Source organism: Streptomyces hiroshimensis (assembly GCF_014650335.1).
Classification (GTDB): domain Bacteria; phylum Actinomycetota; class Actinomycetes; order Streptomycetales; family Streptomycetaceae; genus Streptomyces; species Streptomyces hiroshimensis.
Window position 1 is genome coordinate 1 of sequence record NZ_BMUT01000025.1, and the last position, 20,119, is coordinate 20,119.

Sequence of the window (20,119 nt, forward strand, 5' to 3'; positions counted from 1 at the left end):
AGCGCCTCCGCTTCGCTCCGGCGACTGAAACGAACGACTCCGCTGACGCTCCGTCGAATTCCCGCGCAAGCGCGGGAATTAAATTCCGTAAACGGAATTCTGAAAGGCAGTCAATTCGCGCAAGCGCGAATTGATGGATTTTCCGCAAGCGGAAAATCTGGGCTGGCGGCAAGGGGAGGGTGCATCACGTGCGGGCCCGTGTAGCGTCTGGGAATCCCGGCCACCATCCCCGTCACGAGACTGACGGACCATCGACCCGACAGGACACCGGACCCACCGCAGTGACGGGCTCCGCTACGCTCCACCCGAACCCCACTCCCGTGCCCGAAACCCACACGATCACATGCGATGACACTCCGCCAGCATACACCTGCACACGTCACCATGGGCGCGAATCAGCCAACCATCACTCTGGCGAACGAACCTGCCTCAAGAGGCATGCATCATGTGCTGCAGCTGTGTAGAGTCTGGTCATAGACACCACCCCCGGGCCGTCTCTACCGCTCCGGAACTTCCCTTTCTGATTGCTCGCCGCATTCCGCGAGAAGGAGTCTTCCCCCTGTGGTCATGAAGAGAAGCGACCTGCGCCCGCATCAGATCGAAACCATCGACGCGATTAAGCGCGGCCTTGACGTGCCTCCCGGAGGCATCCCTGTCAACGGCCTGCGCGGGCAGGTGATTTCCGCGTGCGGTACCGGAAAGACGATCACGGCGGCTTTCGCTGCTCGCGAGATGGTGCCGCGGGGCCGGACCCTGATCCTGGTGCCGACGCTGGACCTCCTGGCGCAGACGGTCAAGGAGTGGCACCGGGTCGGGCACCGAGGGCCGGCGGTTGCCGTGTGCTCTCTCCAAGACGACCCGGACCTGTGGAACCTCAAGGTCCGGTGCACCACCAACCCCGTCCGGCTGGCCATGTGGCACGCCGCAGGCCCAGTCACCATCTACGCCACCTACGCGTCCCTGCCGGTGCTCGCGGAGGCCTTCGAGGGCGTGTACGGACAGCAGCTCGACCCGCTCGACCTCGTGGTCGTGGACGAAGCGCACCGGACGTCCGGATCACTGGGGAAGGCCTGGGCGGACATCCACAAGCAGCACGTCATCCCGGCCGCGCGCCGGCTGTACCTGACGGCTACCCCGAGGATCTGGCAGGAACGGCCCGCGCACTGGGAGGTGCGCGAGGGGGCCCGGGACGCGCTGCCGGAGGAGATGGCCGCGTCCATGGACGACGAGGAGATCTTCGGCCCTGTCCTCTACAAGCTCAGTCTTGCGTCGGCGGTCGCCCGGGGCCTGCTCGCGCGGTATCAGATCATCGTTGTGGAGCTCCAGGACCCCGAGGTCACGCCCGAGCGGCTCATGGGTGAGGAGCGGCACGGGGAGCAGGTGCGCGGGGAGCGGCTCGGCGCGCTCCATGCTGCGCTGCTGCGGACGATGGCGGAGCACCGGCTGAACACCTGCATCACGTTCCATCACCGGACCATAGAGGCGCAGGCGTACGCGGAAGGCCTTCCGCGGGTCGCGGCGAAGCTCCACGCGGACCAGCCGGAGATGTACCCGGCGCGCGTCTGGGCGGACTGGCTGTGCGGCGAGCACGACCCCGCGCGTCGGCGGGAGGTACTGGGCGGTTTCGGCACTACCGCGCGGCGGGCCGTGCTTTCGAACTGCCGCGTCCTGGGCGAAGGCGTCGACATCAGAGCGGTGGACTCCGTGGCCCTGCTCGACCCGAAGGGCGCGCCGCACGACATCGTCCAGGCCATCGGGCGGGCCCTGCGACAAAAGCCCGGGGAGGGGAAACTGGCCTCTTTGTTGGTGCCGGTATTCCTCCAGCCCGGGGAACAGCCGGAGGATATGTTCACCTCTGGTTCGTATAGGCCTTTGGTGCGCACCCTTGAAGGATTGCGTGCACATGATGAAGAGGCCATTGAGTTGCTCGCTATTCCACAGGAACCGCAGAAAGACGTCGCGCAGCCCTCTGTGAACATCGGCGCCGCACCCGAAGAAGGCAAGGAGGAGTCGCGTCTACTGCTACGTTTTGCGGCTCCGCGTGACCCGGTGATGGTCGCTCAATGGGTGTCCTTCAACGTGATCGACACCGAGCGACAGGACTGGGCCCGCGGCTGGGCGAAGCTCAAAGCGTTCACGGAACGTGAGGGGCACGCCCGCGTGCCGTACGGGCATAAAGAGGGAGCAACACCCCTGGGGCAATGGGTCGCAGAACAGCGGCGGGCGTACGGGGCCGGGCAGATGACCGGGATCCGGGCACGTCGGCTGGAGAAACTCGGCATGGTGTGGTCGATGGCGGACGAGCGCTTCCAGGAGAACCTCGAAGCCGCACGAGCGTACTTCGCCGAGCACTGGACGCTGTGCGCCCCACGGACCGCCACCTCACTCGACCGGCCGATCGGACAGTGGCTGTCCAACCTCCGCCGCCCCGGCGCACTCGACGGACACCCCGAATGGGAGCAGGCACTACGCGAGGTCGACGAGGACTGGAACCCGGCATGGCCGGCGGACTGGCAGCGGCACTACGCGGCCGTACGCGAACTCCTCGCAGAAGAGGACGCCGCACCGGCCGACGTCCTGCCCGGCGTCACCGTGCACGGGATGAACGTCGGCCGGTGGCTGGCACGGCAACGCCAGCACACCGTCTGGCAAGGGCTGACGGACGGACAGCGCGAACGCATGCAGCGCCTGGGCATCGCGCCACTGCCCCCCGAGCAAGCGCCCGCCAAGCCGTCCAGGAGCGCCTCCGGGGCGTTCGAGCGGGGCGTTGCCGCCCTGGTGCAGTACAAGGCCCGCACGGGCTCTGTGACCGTCCCCAGAGGGCACGTAGAGACGATCGCGATCGACGACCAGGAACACCCTGTACGACTCGGGGCATTTCTCTCGAACGCAAAATCGAGGCGCGCCGGCCTCACCGCGGAGAAGAGGAAGGCATTCGCGGATCTTGGGCTTGACTGGGCCGTCTGATCCCGGGGGGCGGTGCCCCAAGGGTCTCTCCTCGGGGCATCAGCACGTGGGGTTTCCTGCACCGACAACGACACGACGCCGAACGACGACCGCGGCCAGCCCGGTGCGTCAGCCACCGATGGCGCGCAGGTACGCCAACGTTTCCCTGGCCGCCTGCTCGTTGCCGTCCTCCCCCGCCGCCTCCGCCAGGCGCTCCAGCTCTTCCAACAGGCCGGCGATGGCGCCAAGGACGACCACGGGCACCGGGACGGTCTGGACAGCGGCCAGGGCCGCGCGGGCACGGGCGGCCGGCGACTGCAGGTCGGTGTCACCCTCGGCGGGGATCAGGGCACGACGAGCACGCCCCAGACCAGGCACAGGCACAGGCGGGGGCGGGGCTCGGGATGCTCACCTGCGCAGTCTCCCGCCCGGCCCTGCCCGGTCGGCGGCTGGGGGGGGCGGCCGGCATCGCGGGGCGCCGGGCAGGGTAGCCGTGGGCGAGAGAGCAACCGGCCCAGGGCCGGGGCGGAGGAGCCATGGCCAGGGTGAGGGCGTTCGGTCCGGGGGACACGGAGCGGCAGCGCCAGGACTTCCTGGCCGGTACCGTCCCCGCGGCCCGGGCCGCAGTCACCGTCCCCGAAACGGGTCCCGGGTCGCGGCTGGGCCTGCTGTTCATGGTGTTCCTCCATGAGGACCGGCGTACCTTCGGCCCGGCCCCGGCCCCGGCCATCCGGGACGCGTTCGGACTCCTGGAGCACCACGGCGGACTTGCGCTGGCCCGGAACCTGGACGCCGGCGCAGCGTGGGCCGGACTCGGCGGCCCTGGTCCCCTGGTCAAACTCAAGATCGAATTCGCTGCTCCGGTGCGCGGGCCGGCTGCAGTGATGCTGGACGGGAGCCGGCATGCTCACCTGTGGCAGCACATCGCCGGGGGCGGGTTGATGGCCCTGACATCACGGGAACGCATCGCCCAGGCGACCACGGGCACGGCCGCTTCCTTCGCCTCCGTGATGGCGGGTTCGGTCCTGCTTGGCCGCCAAGACCTCGCCGGCCGGCGCTGATGACCTCGCCGAGGCCGCCGAAGCCGCCTTCCGGCAGCACAAAGACGCCGAGATCATCATGAGCTTCCCCGGCCTGGGCCCCCTGCTCGGCGCCCGAGTGCTGGCCGAGATCGGTGACGACAAAAAGCGGTTCGCCGACGCCCGTGTGCTGAAGGCATACGCCGGGTCGGCGCCCATCACCCGCGCCTCCGGCAAGAAACGCTACGCCGGACGCCGCCACGGCAAGAACGACCGCCTTCTCCATGCCGGCTGCCTCTGGGCGTTCGCCTCCCTGTGGAACTCTCCCGGAGCAAACGCCCATGACCAGCGCCGACGGGAGCGCGGCGAATGGCACGACGCATCAGCCCTGCGCGACCTCTTCAGCCGTATGCTCGGCCAGCTCTTCCACTTCCTGAAGAACCCGTGCCCTGCTCGATGAAGGGACCGCTTTCCCCACCGTCCTGGCGGCTGTTGCTTGATACCTTCACGGCGTGGGGTGTCTGACGAGAACGCCGGTTCGCCCGACAGCCTCGGGTCACCGCGCCAGTCCGACGGCAAGACAGCTTCCGATGCCGGCACAGCCTTCACCGCGCCGTTCATCGACCGTCCGCCGAGGAGCTCGACCGGCTTTCCGCCCCGGCCTCCGATCTGCCTACCGGGGAGCCTCGTCGGCTCAGTTTGTGCCTGCGGGCAGTCGGGGGCTGGTCGTGCAGCTCCCCGCGCTCCTTACGGGCGCGCTCTCGCGGGAACCAGGCCCAGCTGGAGGTTCCCCGCGGCTGCCGGCGCGTACTGCGACGGCCATCGCATCGCAGCCGCCGCTCTCTGCTTCCTGCCCCTCCCCGGTGCGAACACGCCTCCCAAGTGGCGCTGCTGACAACGCGTCAACGCGTTCCGGCTCCGATCGTCACGCCGTCCCAAGATCAGCCGACGGTATATTTAAATATGTGAGCGACTCTATAGATATGCGTAATATGGGTGCCGACGACCGTGCGCGGCATCCCCGTGGCCTGACCACCCTCGTTCTCACCGAACTATGGGAACGCTTCAGCCTGTACGGCATGGCGGCGATCCTCGTGACGTTCCTGGCCGCGAGTCCCGCCTCCGAGGGCATGGGGCTGAGCGCGGGGACCGCCGAGGCGGTCGAGGGCGTCTACATGGCGATGATCTCGTTGCTCGCCCTGCCGGGCGGGTGGCTGGCCGACCGCGTGCTCGGCGCCCGCCGCGCCGTGCTGTACGGCGGCCTGGTGATCATGGCCGGGCACACCGCCATGGCGATCCCGGGCAACCTGGGTGTCTGGCCCGGCCTCGTACTGATCACCGTGGGCACCGGGCTGCTCAAGCCGAACATCTCGGCCATGGTCGGCCGCCTCTACGCGGCCGGTGACGAGCAACGCCGTGACGCGGGCTACTCCCTGTTCTACATGGGCATCAACATCGGTGGCACGCTCTCGCCGCTGCTGGTCGGATACCTCGGGGAAGAAGTCAGCTGGCATGCGGGATTCGGGGCCGCGGCCATCGGCATGGCCATCGGCCTGATCCAGTACGCCGCCGGCGGGCGCCACTTCCCCGACGCCGAAGACCGCCCCTGCCAGCCCCTCACCGCCGGGGAACGCCGCCGCGCACTGCGCGCCACCCTCGGTACGCTGAGCGCCGTCGCCCTGCTCTTCGCCGTCTGCGGCCTGTGCGGCGCCCTGGACATCGACGCCATCACCTTCGGCCTGACGATCGTCGCCGTGATCGTCCCCGCCGCCTACCTCGCCCTCATGCTCCGCAGCCCCAAGATCACGGCCCAGGAACGGGCCCGCCTGAAGTCGTACGTCTGGCTCTTCGCTGCCGCCACCGTCTTCTGGATGATCTACGACCAGTTCGGCAGCGAACTCAACCTGTTCGCGGCGGAGAAGACCGACCGCCACATCCTCGGCTGGGAGGTCCCCGCCAGCTGGATGCAGTGCCTGCCCTCTTTCTTCGTCATCCTCCTGGCGCCCCTGTTCGCCGCCTTCTGGACGCGGCGCGGCCGGAGCATGCCCACCCCGCTGAAGTTCGGCCTGGCCCTGATCCTTGTGGGAGCCTCGTTCTTCGTCATGGCCGCGGCCTCGAGCATCGCCTCCGGCGGCGTCAAGGTCGCCGTCTTCTGGCTGATCGGCACCTACCTTCTCCAGGTCACCGGCGAGCTGTTCCTCAGCCCCGTCGGACTGTCGGTCACCACCCGTCTCGCGCCCAAGGCGTTCGCCAACCAGATGATGGGAGTGTGGTTCCTGGCGGCCGCGACCGGCGACGCCATCGGCGGCCAACTGCCCCGCATCGGCCAGTCCGTACTGTCACAAAGCAACAACTTCCTGTGGCAGGGCGCACTGGCCCTCGTCGTCGGCGGCGCGCTGATCCGGTACACCCGCAAGCTCAGCGCGGTCATGGACGAGCAGACCGCGACGACACAGGAGGTGACCGTGGCTGCCGCGTAAGAACGCGCACTGCAGGGTCTTGCAGCCCCGCCGCACGCCCCGTTCACCTCGGCCACGCACCTGGACCAGGTGCCGGCCGATCCGGTGCGGAGCCGGATCGGCAACCGGAGGCAGCGGTGCCCCGCCTTCCGACGAGACTTGACGCGACCTGACGAGACTCAGGGAACGCACGTCGCGTGTGGGGCCCCGGCTCCGCACACGGCCGGCTTCCGGCGGGAAACCTGCCCGGAAGCGCATGGCGACCCTCGCCGCCGTCTACGACGCTGACCCCTCAGCCCGCCCCGGTGCCCGCACCGCTGGACGCCTCGGCACGGGCGGCCCCGGGTCTGCGCTGACCGGCGACCTGGGTGGACAACAGGCGCAGCGCGTCGGCCGAGGCGGTGTCGTGGGGTGTGTAGACCTCCAGCCGGTGGTCGGGGCTCTCGGGCTGGAGCCACACTTGATAGTCGATGCCGACGTCGCCGATCGTCGGGTGCTGCAGGTGCATGGTGCCCACGGTGCAGTCCGCGACGTCGCCCTTGGCCCACAGCCTGGCGAAGTCCCGGCTGCGCATGGCGAGTTCGCCGATCAGTTCGGCCAGCCGGGCGTCGGTGGGATACCGGCCCGCGGTGAGGCGCAGGTAGGCGACGTGGATGAGGGCGAGTTCCTCCCAGTTCCGGTGAAGGTCCCGGGTGAGGGGGTCGAGGAAGAACATCCGGGGGATGGACGGCCGTCGCGCCCGGTCGTGGGGCGCCTCGAAGCCGGTGTGTTCGGCGACGAGGGCGTGTCCGGTGCGGTTCCAGGCCAGCACGTCGCCGCGGCGGCCGAGCACGACGGCCGGCGTGCTGTCTCCCAGGGACGCCAGGAGCGAGAGCACCCGTTGATGCGGCCTTTCCGGGCGGGGACGGACCAGGCGTGTTGTGGCGGGCCGGCGGGAGAGGTTGTGCAGGTGGGCTGTCTCGGACGGATCGAGCCGGAGCACACCGGCGAGCGCATCGAGGACCTGCCGGGAGGCAGTGCCGGCCTGGCCTTGCTCCAGTCGCGTGTAATAGCCCGCGCTCACGCCGGCGAGCTGGGCGAGCTCCTCGCGGCGCAGGCCCGGTACCCGGCGGGCGGTGCCGTAGGTGCGCAGTCCGACGTCGGCAGGCGTGACCCGGTCGCGGCGGGTCTTGAGATAGGTCCCGAGGCTCTCCAGTTCCATGGCTCCGAGCGTAGGTGCCGGGGTCCGTTCCCGGGTGTCCCTGCGAGGTGTACCCATGATGCGGGGATGGCTGCCGGGCGGGCCGGTACCGCACCGTCGGGTGCATGAATGCCCACCGTGTTTCTCACTCACCCGGTCTGCGAGCGTGGCTCGGCCTGCTGGTGGTACTCGGCCCGGTCCTGCTGGTCGCGATGGACGGCTCGGTCCTGTTTCTGGCGATGACCGAGATCTCCGAGGCGCTGTCGCCGACTGCCGGTCAGGCGTTGTGGATCCTGGATGCCTACGGATTCGCCGTCGGGTCCCTGCTCATCGCGTTCGGGAACATCGGCGACCGGTACGGGCGGCTGAAGCTTTTGATGACCGGCACGGCAGTGTTCGGCGCGGCCTCGACGGGGGCAGCCCTCGCCCCTGGGCCGGAGCTGCTGATCGTCTTCCGGGCGCTGATGGGTGTGGCCGGTGCCACGCTGCTGCCGTCAGCACTGGCGGTACTGAGCGAGCTGTTCACCGGCCCGCGCCAGCGGGCGAGAGCGATCGGGATCTTCGCCGCCGCCTTCGCCGCCGGCTTCGCGATCGGCCCGGTCGTCGGCGGACAGCTGCTGAGCAGCTTCTGGTGGGGGTCGGTCTTCCTGATCAATCTCCCCGTCGTCGTGCTCTTCCTGGTCCTGGCCCCGGTCCTGCTCCGCGAGGTACGGGCCACACGTACCGGCCGCATCGACGTCCTGAGCGTGGTGCTCTCCGCCTCAGGCATCCTGCTGACCGTCTACGCGGTCAAGCGCGCTGCCGCACAGGGGCTGACCGCGGCCCCGGTGGCCACAGGCATCGCCGGCATCGCCGGGATCGCCGCCCTGGGGTGGTTCGCCCGGCGGCAACTCAGTCTCGCCCACCCGCTGATCGACTTCAGCCTCTTCCGCGACCGGGTGTTCACGATCGCGGCCCTCACCGGGCTCCTGCCTCTGGCCGCATGGTCGGCCATGGCCTACCTCGGCGGCATCTACCTCCAGTCCGTCCTCGGGCTGAAAGTCCTGGACGCGGCTCTCGTCGCGCTCCCGGGAGCGGCTGTGCTCACCCTCACCTGCATCGTCACACCGGCACTCATCGCGCGTACCGGCGTACGGGCCGCACTGATCGCCTGCCACTTCTTCATCGCCGCAGGTCTGCTCCTGCTGCTGGTCACCGGCGCCACTAGCGTCACCAGCGGTATCGGCTGGTACGTGGCGTCCACCGTCATCACCGGCCTCGGCTACGGCATCTCCTTCAGCGTGGTCGCCGATACCGCCGTGGCCGCAGTTCCCGCAGAACGCGCCGGGTCCGCGGCGGCAATCGCCGAGACCGGCAACGAGATCGGCAACGCCCTCGGTATCGCGCTCCTCGGCTCGCTGGCCGCCCTGGTCTTCCGGCTCCAGGGACCCGGCGTCGCCGGCACTCTCAGCGAAACGCTGCAGGTCCCCGGCCTCACGGCCGCGGTCATCGGTGATGCGAAGTCAGCCTTCGTCACCGGTGTGCACATCGCCGCCCTCATCGCGGGCGTCCTGCACGCCGCGCTCGGCGTCTTCGCCCTGCGGCACCTGCCGAGGGCCGCCGCAGGTGCGGCCGGTACCGGCGGCACCGGCCGCACCTGCGGCGCCTGTCCGGGCCCCCTGAGCCAGGACGCCACCGAAGACAGCAGCGTCCGGTGACCCATGCCGGCTCCCCGCTCAGCATCGAGGGCCGTCAGTATCGAGGGCCGGACGTGCCCGGCAGCGTGACCCGGCGGCGTGAAGGGCCCGGGGGGGGCTTCTTGACCTGAAGCATGATTGAGGTTCTACCGTGTCGTCTGGTTGATCATTCTGACGACGGGAAACAGCTCATGATCCTCGTGACCGGAGCCACCGGAAACATCGGCAGCGCCCTGCTGGAGGAGTTGCACGCACGCGGCATCGGTCCGCTCAGAGGACTCACCCGTGATGCCGCACGGGCCGTCTTCCCCGAAGGGGTCGAAGCCGTGGAGGGCGACTTCGCGGAGCCGGCGTCGCTCAAGCCCGCGATGGAGGGAGTGCGCTCGCTGTTTCTCGTGTCGCGTCTGGGGCCGGACGCCGACATCCTCGAAGCGGCCCGGCAGGCGGGTGTGGAGCACGTCGTGCTGGTGTCCTCCATCACCGTCCAGACCCACCCCCGCCTCGGCCCTGCCGGCGAGAACCTGGCGGTGGAGCAACTGCTCAAGTCAAGCGGTATGGCCTGGACGATCCTGCGGCCGACACAGTTCGCCTCGAACGCCCTCATGTGGGCGGCTTCCATCCGTGACCACGAGAGCGTCCGCGCACCGTACGCGGACACTGCACTGCCGACCATCCACCCTGCGGACATCGCGTCGGTGGCACGGGTGGCACTGACCGAGCCCGGCCACCAGGGGCACACGTATGCCTTGACCGGTCCGCAGCCGGTGACCGCCCGGCAGCAGGCCGAGGCCATCGCGGCAGCACTGGGCCGGGAGGTCCCCTTCACCGAGATCAGCCGCCAGGAAGCCCACGCGCAGATGGCCGCGGTCTTCGGAGCCGAGGCCGCGGACGCGGTGCTCGACGTCACGGGCGGAGACGTCAACGACGAGCTGCTGATGGTGCGCGACACCGTTTCACAGGTCACCGGAACGCCGGCCCGCCCGTTTCAGCAGTGGGCTTCGGAGAACGCCGACGCCTTCCGCTGAACCGCCTGGGCCTGCGGACGGCCTGCCGCAGGGCACGAGTTCGCCACCTCGGCTTGGCTTGGCTTGCGCCGGGTGGCGCGTATGTGCGGCCCGGCGGCCGGAGGCCGGGCCTATCCGCGTGCGGCGTCCCAGACCGCGCTGGTCCCGAAGTAGGAGTCGTACAGTTCCTGGACTTCGAGAAGGCTCTCCGGCGGCACCTTGCCGTAGCGGATGCGCTCAAGATGGCGGAAGTACTCAAAGCGCTCCACCCCGGGCGTGATGATGACGAGCATGTCCGCAATCTCACCGGGCGCGGCGGCAAAAGCATGCTGGGTGCCGGGCGGTACGACGACCACGTCCCCGCGCTCCGCGGTGACCACCTGATCACCCGACAGCAGCTGGGCAGTGCCGTCGAGGACATAGAACATCTCGGCGGACTTGCCGTGGTGGTGCGGGCGGGCGCCGTTCGCGCCCTTGCCGAGGGTGACACGCATGCTGGAGAGCGCGCCGCCCGTGGCAGGGCTGTCCACGAGCAGCTGGTTGGTCACCGGACCACCCACGCCGGTCAATTCGGCGTCAGCAGCGCGTACGACGACGGTTTCGTCGAAGTCGGGGATGAAGAGGGACATCGTTTGCTCCTGAAATGTTGATCACGCCGGAACGTACGTCATGCGCCGGGCCGAAGGCCACAGCGGCTCCTGCCGGACAGTGACCACCAGTCGAACGGTCAGGACAGCGCACCCCGGTTTCCATGGCCGACAACGCTGTAACTGATCGTTTCAGAATGGGGCTGGCGGTTGACAGCCCGTCTGGGCAGGGTCTGAGGGGGGCTGCTGATCTGGTTCCCGGTGACCTGTGGGAGCGCGTAGCCCCCTTGCTCCCACCACGCCCGCCGCGAAGGCACCGGTACCCCGGGCGGCTCCCGGTGCCGGACCGGGTAGCGCTCGCCGGCATCGTCTATGTCTTGCGCAAGGGGGTGTCCTGGCGTGACGTCCCCACACAGGCGTGCTGGCGCGGCCACGACTTGCGGAGTCGGCGGAGCCGGCCGGACCCATGTGCGCAACCCCCTGGAACGTCTGGGCGTCCATCTGCACTCTCACACCCGGGTCCAAGCCGTCCACCGCGGTGGACTGTCAACCGACCACGGTGAGCTGGCCGGGGATGTGGTTGTCTGGGCTGCCGCGTCCCCCAAGCCAGCTGCCCGCCCGGCCTCCACCCGCCGCCGGTGGACCCGGAGCAGTCCACCGAGCTGTCCCGCAGGCCGCCTCCTCGCATACCCTCCGTCCCGGTCGGCTGCCAAGGGCGCCTTGCAGCGGGGGCGCGGCAGGCCTGACCTCTTGGGGGTGGCGTGGCAAGAGCTGCCCCGAGCCGTGGACGAGACGGCCAAGCTCACTCCAGGTATGGACGGCCGCGGTGTGCGAGACCGGCTTCATGCGGCCGGTCACCCCCCTGAGGGCGAGCCGGCCGAGGCGCCGGCCTGCAGTGCAGCCGGCCGTTAAGACGTGACGGTGCGGCCGTCGATCAGATAGCGGCCGGCGGTCCCCGCGGGCGCGAGGGCCGGGCAGGCGGGCTGTATGCGGTGGCTGAGCCTCGCTGTACGCAGCCAGCCCGGTGCGACGGTCAGCGGTAGCGGATCAGCCCGGAGGTGTCGAAGGTCCATTGCCCAGCCGGGAACGTGTCGCCGAACATGCAGGGAACCGAGTGCCGGTACCGGATACCGTCGGGGCCGGGCTTCGGGTCGGAGTGCACGCCGATCGTGCCGTCTCGGGGGTCCACGATCACGTAGACGGGCACGCCCATCCTGGGGTAGTCGTACAGCTTCGTGACGAGATCATTCTTCGGATTCGTCTTCGAGACGATCTCGACCACGATGAGCACCGCGCGGGGATCGACCGAGTCCGCCTGCGGATCGACATCTCCGGTGACAAACGCCATCAGGTCAGGGACCTTCTCCAGACCCGTTACGGGGTCGGTCATGTCCGTGTCGTTGACGGCCGTCACGTGAGGAGTCTGTGCCTCGATCTGCTCACGGAAGATACGGGCGTTCGTCCCGTGAGGCAGATTCGGACTCATCGCAACGAGCTTCACCTCACCATCGGTCGTCTCGACCTTCCACCCCTTCTCCAGATGCTCGGCATACTCCGAGAGATGAGCCACCACCTCCCTCATCCGGGCCACTTCATCGGGGCTCATACCGTTCATGATGGTCCTCGCCTTAAGGTCATCTCTGAAAAGACCGTGGTCACGACGAGTCTATGAGTACGCCCGGCACAACCGACCCCACGACCAGACCCCTGCCGGCACAGCGAACAGCTCAGCCCGCACAGCGGCGGCAGAACGCAGGCGAAGCCACCCCGACATACAGGGGGAGCAGGAAGATCTTCTTGGCATCCGTGCCCGGCTTCAGGGGCATCCCCGCATGCACGAGGAGCAGGTGCCCCCTGCAGCGGGCCAGCGGTCCGTCGGCGGGTCCATCCCCACGCGCGGGGAGCAGCAGAAGGCACTGGGGCTTGGCCGTACAGATGACGGGGCTTCCTCCCCCACGGGACCTGAGAAACAGGCCTTGCCTGCGGGGGCTAACGGGTCATTCGCCCTGCAGATCTCTTCGGCACGCTTCCAGGAACCGATTGCCTGCGGTCCCGAGTTCCGATGCGACCGACCTGATCTGGGCAGCAAGCCGAGCAGCCCGGTCTGTGCCGTCAGTGTCGGGCTCCTGCAGGAAATCATTTGCTCCGTTACGAGCGACCTGCCAGATACGCAAAGCTTCTGCCCGCGCCTGCTCACTGCCGAAAAGAGCCACCTGGTCATACGCCTTGCGCAGCTCGGTACGGAGCTCACGCCAGCGATCCTCCACTGCCGCACGCCGCGCCGCACCGTCCGGGCCTAACACCAGTGGCAGCTCAGACCGTATGAACTGCTGCGCCTCCTCACCGGCAAGCGACAGGCCACCGTAGGCCTTCACACGTTCCTCCCGCAGCCACTTGACGCGATCCAGATCAACCCGCATCACCTCAAGGGCGCGCACGTCCCGCGCCCGCCGACGCTCAAGGTAGGCATTTGCAAGCAGAGACAACATCACACCACTCAACGCGGCCCCGGCAGTAATCAACTGCATCACAGACCCGGACTCCATCCGCCCCTCCCCCTTACCGGCGCACCAGCCACCCTGCAGCCCACCACGGCACCATCCCCCTGCACCACCAACCAGCCCTCTCAAACAGCTCCTGCAACCGGGGGAGGCCCCGGGGGGCGCCTCCGCATGTGCAGGGAGCAGACCGGGGGCTGCGCACCGACGCCCCGGAGAGGAAACGTCCCCACGGGCACGGGGAGTACTCGGGGTACTTGGCGTTGCCGGCCTTGTCCATCGGGCCGTCCCTGCGCACGGGCAGCCGTCGGCTCTCGGGGCACGGGCCGAGGACCGGCTGATCCGCCTGTGCCATCTCGCCTCCGGTTCGGAGCTACCTGCCGCCGCGGCGGCTGGATCCGCGGCAACTGTCCCGGCTTCTGTGCACCTGAGCGGCCCTGGATGACCTTGCAGATGCCTTTCCGGGCCGCGTTCGTCGACGGCATCGCGGCAGATGGTCCTTGCCGCCTCCCCCGGGCCCTTCACCCGATCCCAGGCTCTACCGGCGCACCAGCGCATCTGCGGGCCGGTTTTCGGCGGCTCCGCCCCGCGTCGGTGGAGCGTATGCCGGCTTCATCCTCGACGGCGCGCTCATCGGCTGCAAGGCAACGATCCGCCCTCAGCGCCTGGGCCGCGCCGAGATCCGCCGCTCCTTGTTCTCGAAAGCGGCCTGATCCTTCTTTCCCTGTCGGCCGTTGCCGCACCGGACCCAGCGGTCAGAGACCGGGCTGTGAACGTCCTGCGCATTCTCTTCCGACGTCCCTGCCCCTTCAACGGAAGAGCCTCGGCCGGCAGCCGGGGCTCACATACCCCAAAGTTCCCCCGTGCCGCCCGGTTCAGGGGTTTTTCAACAGAACGGAGGCTCATGAGGCGAGTGCCGGCGCCTGCGGCCATACGACAGGGAGGACGCGGGCAGCAAGACCGCCGCGAGCGTGATCTCCATGCTGCAGCTCGTCTCGGCCGCCTCGTCTGGCGCGACGCCGAAGTTGAGTTCGGCAACGGCATCGGCGACCAGGTCAACGCGCGCGTCCCCTGGATCACGGGTGACGCAGCGGACCTGGCGAAGAACAAGCCACAGCACGGCCCCGCGGCACACACCGGTCAGGCCGCGGCAAGCACTCCCTGCACAGACGTCAGCACAGGCTCGTCCGGCACCCATGCCAACGGGGTGCACCCGGGGATCCTTCCCAGCGTCCCGTCAAGCGCAGCGAAGGTCCTTCCAGGCAGAGAACCGTGACAGCGAGATGACCCGGGATACCGGCGGCGGAACAGCGGTGATCAAACTCCCGGCCGCCGGATTCCCCTATGGAAAACGCAAGGGCGCGGCAACACCTTCGATACCGGCAATCGAAACAAGACGACGTCGTACAAGGCCCCCCTTACCGATGAAGACAGCAGCCCACCCCGGACCGGAGATCGAGCTCGCCCCTCCACCGGTCTGCAGTGCGGCCGGGACTCTCCACCTCCGCCTGGAGTTCGACGGGCCGAGGACTCGCAAAGGAACAGCAGATCAACACCGGCAACAGCGGCGGCAACGGGATGAGACATCCGTAACGATGAGACACACCGAACGCCAAGGGTCCATGGCCCGCACTGCCGACATCAGCGATCTCCACGCCGGCAGACCCGCGGCCGGCCAGGAGCGGTGCCGGCGCCGACACAGGACGATATTCCTCCACCCGCCCATCACGCTCAAAGGCGCCGACCGGGTCAAGCAGCAACAACCCGACGCTCGGCAGCCCCCGGCGCCTTCGAGATCCGGCCGCAGGCGCACACAGCCTCACAGCTCACAGAACCCGATCCGCAGACCAGCAGCCCTGCAGCACCGCCGAACACGAGCCCTCCCACCCGAGACACAGCCCAGGACGAAGAGGGGACAGCAATGCCACCCGGGCCGTCCTCGCCGCCCTGCTGTGTCCGGGCGGGACCCAGGCCGTGGGCGCCGCCCTGCTGCTCGCGGGGATGGCCGTCCCGCACCCGGTCCGGCCCGACTGGCCCGACGCCCCCCGCTTCACCCCACCCGGCTACTCCCCCGCGACCGGCTGCTGACGCTGGACAAACGCCTTGAGGGCGCGGCTGCGCGGCCGGTCGTGGTGCCCGAGACGGCCCGGGAAGAGTAGCCGCGGCCCTCGGTGCCCGCGGCTACGACGCCTCGCACAGTGCAGGGTTTCCCATGGTCACCGAGCACGTGTCGAAACCGTCGTCCCCTTCAACAAGGCCATGGTTCTGCATCACGGTGATGGTGTCGTCGCCGTCGCCGTCGCGGACTCGGCTCTGCGTGCCTTCACTGGCTGCGGCGTTGTCCCTGACGTCGATGTGGTCGTTACCAGCGCCGCCCTGGATCAGGCCTCCCGTATGAGTGACCACGAAGATGTTGTCACCTCCCCCTCCGCCGCTGACGATGCCGAAGTCGTTCTCGGTGACATTGATGGTGTCTTTGCCGCCGCCCTCCAGGATGGCGTCGCCGGGTGCAAGGACGTCGCACGAGATGCTGTCGTCACCGTTGGTGCCGTTGATCTCCGGCCCCTGTTGACTCTGGCCGTTGACGAAACAGTTCATGGACGCCATGAATGCGTGCGTGGCGCGTCCGCGTGCGCCGGCGACATGGCCATCGCGACGGGAAACGCCAGAGCCACCACCATCGCACCGAATCGTCCCGCGCCGACTGGTGATTTCACAGCGATAGGTATGATTATCCCCCCTTCTTTCCCTACTGGACCGAAGGGTCCACCTTCGCCGTGTGCCGGGGAAGACACCCGGCACGCGCACCACCCGTCCGGCGCAGCCCGAGATCGAGCACATGCTCGGGCCGGGGTGCGACGGGCCCCGGCAGCAGCCGTGCCACGGCCTAGCGTGGTGCTTTGCACGCGAGCGGGTACGACTGCGGTGTGGTCTCGCCGGCGGCCGGGGCCGCGCGGGCACGGGCACGGGCAGCCGGCGACCAGCAGGTCCGTGTCACCGTCGGGCGGGGATCAGGGCGGGGCGGGTTCGGGGTGCTCACCCACACAGCCTGTCGGCCAACCCTGTTCAGGCTCCCGGCCGGGCCGGGCACTGCTGTGCCCCGCGCCGGCGCCCGGGGCTGCACCGATCTCGGCCCAGCCATCGCCGGCGCCGGGCGGCTACCGCTGCTGGAGCCTGGTGACGTCTCCGGCCGGCTATGGGCCGGCTGCCGACTTCTGGCAGCGGTGGGCCGGCAGACCCGGGGGCTCCGACGACGGCGCCTTCCGCGGTGTCGGGCCCGACACACGGGCGCTGCCGCCCTGGGGCAGGGAGGCCTGCAAAACGGTCACCGCAGGTGAGGGGCTGGGCTTGCAGTGGGCTCTGCCACTGGATTGTGGCGCTGAGCTGAAGGGCCGGGGTCACTCTCTGCTGATTGCCGTGCTCTCCCGGGCAGGCATCGGCTCCACCGCAACACCGGGCCCAGGGGGCCGGCCCTGCTGACGCCGGGCGCGGCCTCGGGGCCTGGATGAGACGCGGCATGGCGAAGGAGTGACGGGCCGGGCATCCTCCCGGATCCGCCCTGCAGTCCTGCAGCCCTGGTGACAACGAGCCTGCCTTGACGGCAGCCGGCCACCGTGCCTCGTCCCGCAAAGGCCCAGGGCGGACGCGTCAGGTGCTCAGGTACAGGGGCCCGGTCAGAAGGAGACGTCGAAATAGTCGATGTTCGTGAAGGCGACTTCGAGGCCCGCGGCGCGGCGTCCGCCGTCTTTGAAGTACACCTCTTGCAGTCCCTCGGCGACGATGTCGCGCAGCTGCTGGTCGCCGGCGCCGTGCTGCCTGGCGTCGAACAGGCGGCGGGCGTAGGCCGGGGGGAGGTGGACGGTCAGGCGGCGGAAGCGGCCGTCGTCGGTCGTGCCGACCGGCGCGGTGTAGCCGAACTGTGCACGGGTCTCGACCGTGATGCCGGTGGCGGTGGCCGCCTGGCGTCGGCGCCGTTTGCGGACCTGCGGCTGCCAGCGGGCGCGGACGGCGGCGTCCATGCGGTCGGCGATGGGCTTCGGCGGGTTCTTGCGCTCGCCGGTGCGGTAGCGCTCCACCGATCTCTGGGTGACGCCGAGCTCCAGGGCGACGGCCTTGGTCGTCTTGAGCTGCCTGATCAGGAAGTTCACGCGGGCCTGGGCGGACTTGGGCGGCTCGCGGGTGAACGCCTCCTGGTCGGCGCGGTCGATGGCCTCGTCGATGTCCCCCATGGCTTACTCCCCTTCGTCCAGCGATGCGTCGTGGCCGCCGCCCTTGATGTGGCGGGCGGGGTTGAAGCCCTGCTCCATCAGGTCGACCGCCCAGGACATCTCCTGCACGCCCTCCACCTTCGCCAGTCCCGGCGTCGGCCCGAGGCGGAACGCGCCGGGCTGCGGCTTGCCGGAGGCGCTGTAGGGCAGGAAGTCCAGCGGCGAGCGGCCGGGGCTGGGGTAGACGACGCAGTCGGACAGGACGGCCAGCGGGTACAGGCCCGTCAGCTTCGCCATGTTGGCAAGTTTGCGGTGCATGTTGACCCGCGCCTTGGAGATGACCGCGGCGCGGATGTCGGGGCGCCAGGTCGGGCGCTGAAGGGCCGGCCACCGCTCGCCGTCCCTGTAGTGCCGGCCCTGCGGGCGCTCGCGCAGCTTGCCCACGCCGCCCTTGATCGTGGCCTTGATGGCGGCGAGGACGGCCGCCAGGCCCGGGTCGGCCTGCTGGTGCCGCTCCATCGCCACGAGGAAGGCGTGGTCGTCCAGGTCCTTGGTGACGCCGAGGTCGGCGAGGGTGTCGACGTAGGCGGTCTTGAGACGGTCGTGCCAGGGGTCCAGGTACGCGCCGGTCTCCCGCCGCAGGTACGCCTCCAGGGGCGTCACGTTGCAGCCGAGCTCCTGGGCGTAGGCGACGGTGTGCGTCTGGTACCAGGCCGGGCCCGCCGGCCGTTCCCCGGTCGGTGTGAACGGGCTGGGCAGGCGGGGGTCCAGCTCGATGCGGGAGAGGTCCACCAGCCAGGATCCGGGGATCTTGGGGTTGAACGGCGGGTTCACGAAGTGCTCGGGGCCGGACAGGCCCACGGTGAGCCGGACGGCCGCGGCGAGGAAGGCCGTGTTCAGGTCCAGGCCGACCGCGAAGGGCAGCAGGCACTCCGCATCCGAGAGCAGATCGATGGTGCGCACCCACTGGTACGCCTCCTCGTCCAGGAAGCCACCGGTCCAGCCACTGCTGACGACTACGGGGTGCTCGGGGGTGGCCTCCGGCGGCGCCGGATCCACCGGCTCCGTCCCGAGACTGCCGGGGTTGCGGCCTGCGACCCAGTTGCCGGTGCTGCGGTCCTGCACCGCCCGGGTCGGCGGGCGCAGCGCCGTCATGAGCTCCAGGCCGGAGACGGCCGTGCTGCCGCGCGGGGTGGTGACCCGGGTCGCGTAGACGCCGAGGACGCGGGCGATCTCTGCCGGTTCCATCTGCGCGACTCCCGGCCATGACCGGGTGTCGAGGGCGTCCCAGGACAGGACGGCGAGCTGCACGCACCGGCGCTGCCCGGCCTGGGCGGGGCGGTAGATCCGGGCCCATGGCCCGAACCCGCGCTGGGTGAGGTTCCACTTCGCCCGCGTGATCTGCCTGACCACGGGGTGGCCGTCGTCCAGGCGCAGGGAGCGGCGCTGCTCGGGGCCCTCCAGGCGCTCCGGGAGCCCGAGTTTCACGGCGGCGGCCGCGGTGAGGACGATCAGCGGGTCGGCGTCACGGCCGTTGCGGTGCAGGCGTGGCGCTCCGAGACCGGACTCGGTCAGCGTCCACTCCACCAGCTGCGGGATGGTGGTCGCCGGGCAGTCCAGCACGATGCCGTCCACGCCGTAGGCGGTGCCGTCGCCGTCCAGGACGGCGAGGGGGCCGTGCGGGAAGCGCGGGTCGGTGCCGGCGGCCCGGGGAGCAGGCTTCCTCACCGGACGACGGGACGTCTTAGGGCGGGCGGTGGCAGGGCGTTCCGGCTCCGGCGCAGTGGCGGGGGCAGTGGCGGGGGCAGTGGCGGTGGCGGTGGCGGGAGACTGCGGTGCTGTCTGCGCTGTCTGCGTCCCGGGCGCAGCCGGGGCGGTGGACGTGCCGGGGAGCGGCTGCGGGTCCGGTGCCGCCGCCGGGGCAGGTACAGGGGCGGAGGTCGGGGCGGGGGCGGCGGGGCCGTGCTTCGGGTACTTCTCCGCCCAGCCGTTCAGCAGCCGCTGATACGCCTCCAGGCGCGGCGGCTTCGGTTCGCTCCGGCCGTTCTCCCAGTTCTTCACCGTCTGCGTCGTCGACCGCAGGGCCTGCGCAAGGCGGGCCTGGGTGATACCGGCGGCCTCGCGCAGCCGGGCCCGCTCCGCCGGGGGCGGCAGCTGCGGCTCCTGCGCCAGCAGGGCGTCGACGGACGCGAACAGCTCTTCCTCGGTTGCCATGTCTCTCCATCCTCCACCCCGGACACTACCAACCTTTACCCCTGCCAGGAGAGATGGATTTAACCTCCACATTAACCCTTTCGGGGGACTGTGTATCGCGGTCGCGGGCGCCGCGCAGAGCCTGGCCACATGCCCCTGGGCAGCCGCGGCGGAACTACGGACAAAGAGCTCAGCCTCCATCCCCGACATACAAGATCACGGATGGCGACGGAGACCCGGGACATGACAGACACAGCCGCTCGATACCTCTGCCTCACCCGGCACGGTGAAGCGTCAGCAGACGCATGGTCCCGGCAAGGCAGCCGGTCAGGGCGGCGTCAGGGGTGAC

At 69.6% G+C, this 20,119-nt stretch carries 13 protein-coding genes and 3 pseudogenes; 8 read left to right on the forward strand and 8 right to left on the reverse strand.

Annotation, left to right across the window (positions count from 1 at the left end; genetic code table 11):
• The first annotated feature begins 567 nt into the window (after positions 1–567).
• On the forward strand, positions 568–2,967 hold the full coding sequence (locus IE241_RS33170) for a DEAD/DEAH box helicase (RefSeq protein ID WP_190025613.1): 2,400 nt from the start codon (positions 568–570) through the stop codon (positions 2,965–2,967).
• Positions 2,968–3,075: 108 nt separating this feature from the next.
• On the opposite strand, the gene IE241_RS33175 is transcribed toward IE241_RS33170, so the two are convergent.
• Positions 3,076–3,324 carry a hypothetical protein gene (locus tag IE241_RS33175; RefSeq protein WP_190025592.1) on the reverse strand — a complete coding sequence of 83 codons (249 nt, stop codon included), beginning with the start codon at positions 3,322–3,324 and terminating at the stop codon, positions 3,076–3,078.
• Positions 3,325–3,482: 158 nt separating this feature from the next.
• Between IE241_RS33175 and IE241_RS33180 the strand changes: the two genes are divergently transcribed.
• From IE241_RS33180 to IE241_RS33190, 3 genes and pseudogenes are all read left to right on the forward strand, one after another.
• The gene (locus IE241_RS33180) at positions 3,483–4,007 is read left to right on the forward strand and encodes a hypothetical protein (RefSeq protein WP_190025593.1); all 525 of its coding nucleotides are present in this window, start codon (positions 3,483–3,485) and stop codon (positions 4,005–4,007) included.
• Positions 4,003–4,465, forward strand: a pseudogene (locus IE241_RS33185) (IS110 family transposase); the annotation flags it as partial. The gene IE241_RS33180 and the pseudogene IE241_RS33185, both read left to right, overlap by 5 nt.
• A 483-nt stretch (positions 4,466–4,948) precedes the next feature.
• Positions 4,949–6,445 (forward strand): peptide MFS transporter, encoded by a 1,497-nt coding sequence (locus IE241_RS33190; RefSeq protein ID WP_190025594.1) that lies wholly within the window; start codon positions 4,949–4,951, stop codon positions 6,443–6,445.
• Positions 6,446–6,716: 271 nt separating this feature from the next.
• Here IE241_RS33190 and IE241_RS33195 read toward each other — a convergent pair whose 3' ends face one another.
• Positions 6,717–7,625 (reverse strand): helix-turn-helix domain-containing protein, encoded by a 909-nt coding sequence (locus tag IE241_RS33195; protein WP_190025595.1) that lies wholly within the window; start codon positions 7,623–7,625, stop codon positions 6,717–6,719.
• Positions 7,626–7,729: 104 nt separating this feature from the next.
• Here IE241_RS33195 and IE241_RS33200 point away from each other — a divergent pair, with 104 nt between their 5' ends.
• Positions 7,730–9,301, forward strand: coding sequence for an MFS transporter (locus IE241_RS33200; protein ID WP_190025596.1), 1,572 nt, complete (start codon positions 7,730–7,732; stop codon positions 9,299–9,301).
• Between the two features lie 170 nt (positions 9,302–9,471).
• Positions 9,472–10,305: an NAD(P)H-binding protein gene (locus tag IE241_RS33205; protein WP_190025597.1), complete on the forward strand. Its 834-nt coding sequence runs from the start codon at positions 9,472–9,474 to the stop codon at positions 10,303–10,305.
• A 110-nt stretch (positions 10,306–10,415) separates the two neighbouring features.
• On the opposite strand, the gene IE241_RS33210 is transcribed toward IE241_RS33205, so the two are convergent.
• Positions 10,416–10,913 carry a cupin domain-containing protein gene (locus IE241_RS33210; RefSeq protein WP_190025598.1) on the reverse strand — a complete coding sequence of 166 codons (498 nt, stop codon included), beginning with the start codon at positions 10,911–10,913 and terminating at the stop codon, positions 10,416–10,418.
• Positions 10,914–11,068: 155 nt separating this feature from the next.
• Between IE241_RS33210 and IE241_RS33215 the strand changes: the two are divergent.
• Positions 11,069–11,299: pseudogene (locus tag IE241_RS33215) on the forward strand (transposase); the annotation flags it as partial.
• A gap of 605 nt (positions 11,300–11,904) precedes the next feature.
• On the opposite strand, the gene IE241_RS33220 reads toward IE241_RS33215, so the two are convergent.
• Positions 11,905–12,477, reverse strand: a complete 573-nt coding sequence (locus IE241_RS33220) for a Uma2 family endonuclease (RefSeq protein ID WP_190025599.1) — start codon at positions 12,475–12,477, stop codon at positions 11,905–11,907.
• Positions 12,478–12,868: 391 nt separating this feature from the next.
• Positions 12,869–13,402, reverse strand: coding sequence for a hypothetical protein (locus IE241_RS33225; RefSeq protein ID WP_190025600.1), 534 nt, complete (start codon positions 13,400–13,402; stop codon positions 12,869–12,871).
• A 1,890-nt stretch (positions 13,403–15,292) separates the two neighbouring features.
• Here IE241_RS33225 and IE241_RS33230 point away from each other — a divergent pair.
• Positions 15,293–15,513: pseudogene (locus tag IE241_RS33230) on the forward strand (transposase); the annotation flags it as partial.
• A 37-nt stretch (positions 15,514–15,550) separates the two neighbouring features.
• Here IE241_RS33230 and IE241_RS33235 read toward each other — a convergent pair.
• From IE241_RS33235 to tap, 3 genes are all read right to left on the reverse strand, one after another.
• Positions 15,551–15,976, reverse strand: coding sequence for a hypothetical protein (locus tag IE241_RS33235; protein ID WP_190025601.1), 426 nt, complete (start codon positions 15,974–15,976; stop codon positions 15,551–15,553).
• Positions 15,977–17,043: 1,067 nt separating this feature from the next.
• A complete protein-coding gene (gene tpg, locus IE241_RS33240; RefSeq protein ID WP_190025602.1) occupies positions 17,044–17,598 on the reverse strand; it encodes a telomere-protecting terminal protein Tpg in 555 nt (184 codons plus the stop codon).
• Positions 17,599–17,601: 3 nt separating this feature from the next.
• The gene (gene tap, locus IE241_RS33245; RefSeq protein WP_190025603.1) at positions 17,602–19,791 is read right to left on the reverse strand and encodes a telomere-associated protein Tap; all 2,190 of its coding nucleotides are present in this window, start codon (positions 19,789–19,791) and stop codon (positions 17,602–17,604) included.
• Between the last annotated feature and the right edge of the window lie 328 nt (positions 19,792–20,119).

Coding starts and splice junctions, on each gene's coding strand:
- IE241_RS33205 (WP_190025597.1), top strand. CDS start 9,472: ATGATCCTCGTGACCGGAGCCACCGGAAACATCGGCAGCGCCCTGCTG.
- IE241_RS33200 (WP_190025596.1), top strand. CDS start 7,730: ATGAATGCCCACCGTGTTTCTCACTCACCCGGTCTGCGAGCGTGGCTC.
- IE241_RS33190 (WP_190025594.1), top strand. CDS start 4,949: ATGCGTAATATGGGTGCCGACGACCGTGCGCGGCATCCCCGTGGCCTG.
- IE241_RS33180 (WP_190025593.1), top strand. CDS start 3,483: ATGGCCAGGGTGAGGGCGTTCGGTCCGGGGGACACGGAGCGGCAGCGC.
- IE241_RS33210 (WP_190025598.1), bottom strand. CDS start 10,913: ATGTCCCTCTTCATCCCCGACTTCGACGAAACCGTCGTCGTACGCGCT.
- IE241_RS33170 (WP_190025613.1), top strand. CDS start 568: ATGAAGAGAAGCGACCTGCGCCCGCATCAGATCGAAACCATCGACGCG.
- IE241_RS33235 (WP_190025601.1), bottom strand. CDS start 15,976: ATGGCGTCCATGAACTGTTTCGTCAACGGCCAGAGTCAACAGGGGCCG.
- IE241_RS33220 (WP_190025599.1), bottom strand. CDS start 12,477: ATGAGCCCCGATGAAGTGGCCCGGATGAGGGAGGTGGTGGCTCATCTC.
- IE241_RS33195 (WP_190025595.1), bottom strand. CDS start 7,625: ATGGAACTGGAGAGCCTCGGGACCTATCTCAAGACCCGCCGCGACCGG.
- tap (WP_190025603.1), bottom strand. CDS start 19,791: ATGGCAACCGAGGAAGAGCTGTTCGCGTCCGTCGACGCCCTGCTGGCG.
- tpg (WP_190025602.1), bottom strand. CDS start 17,598: ATGGGGGACATCGACGAGGCCATCGACCGCGCCGACCAGGAGGCGTTC.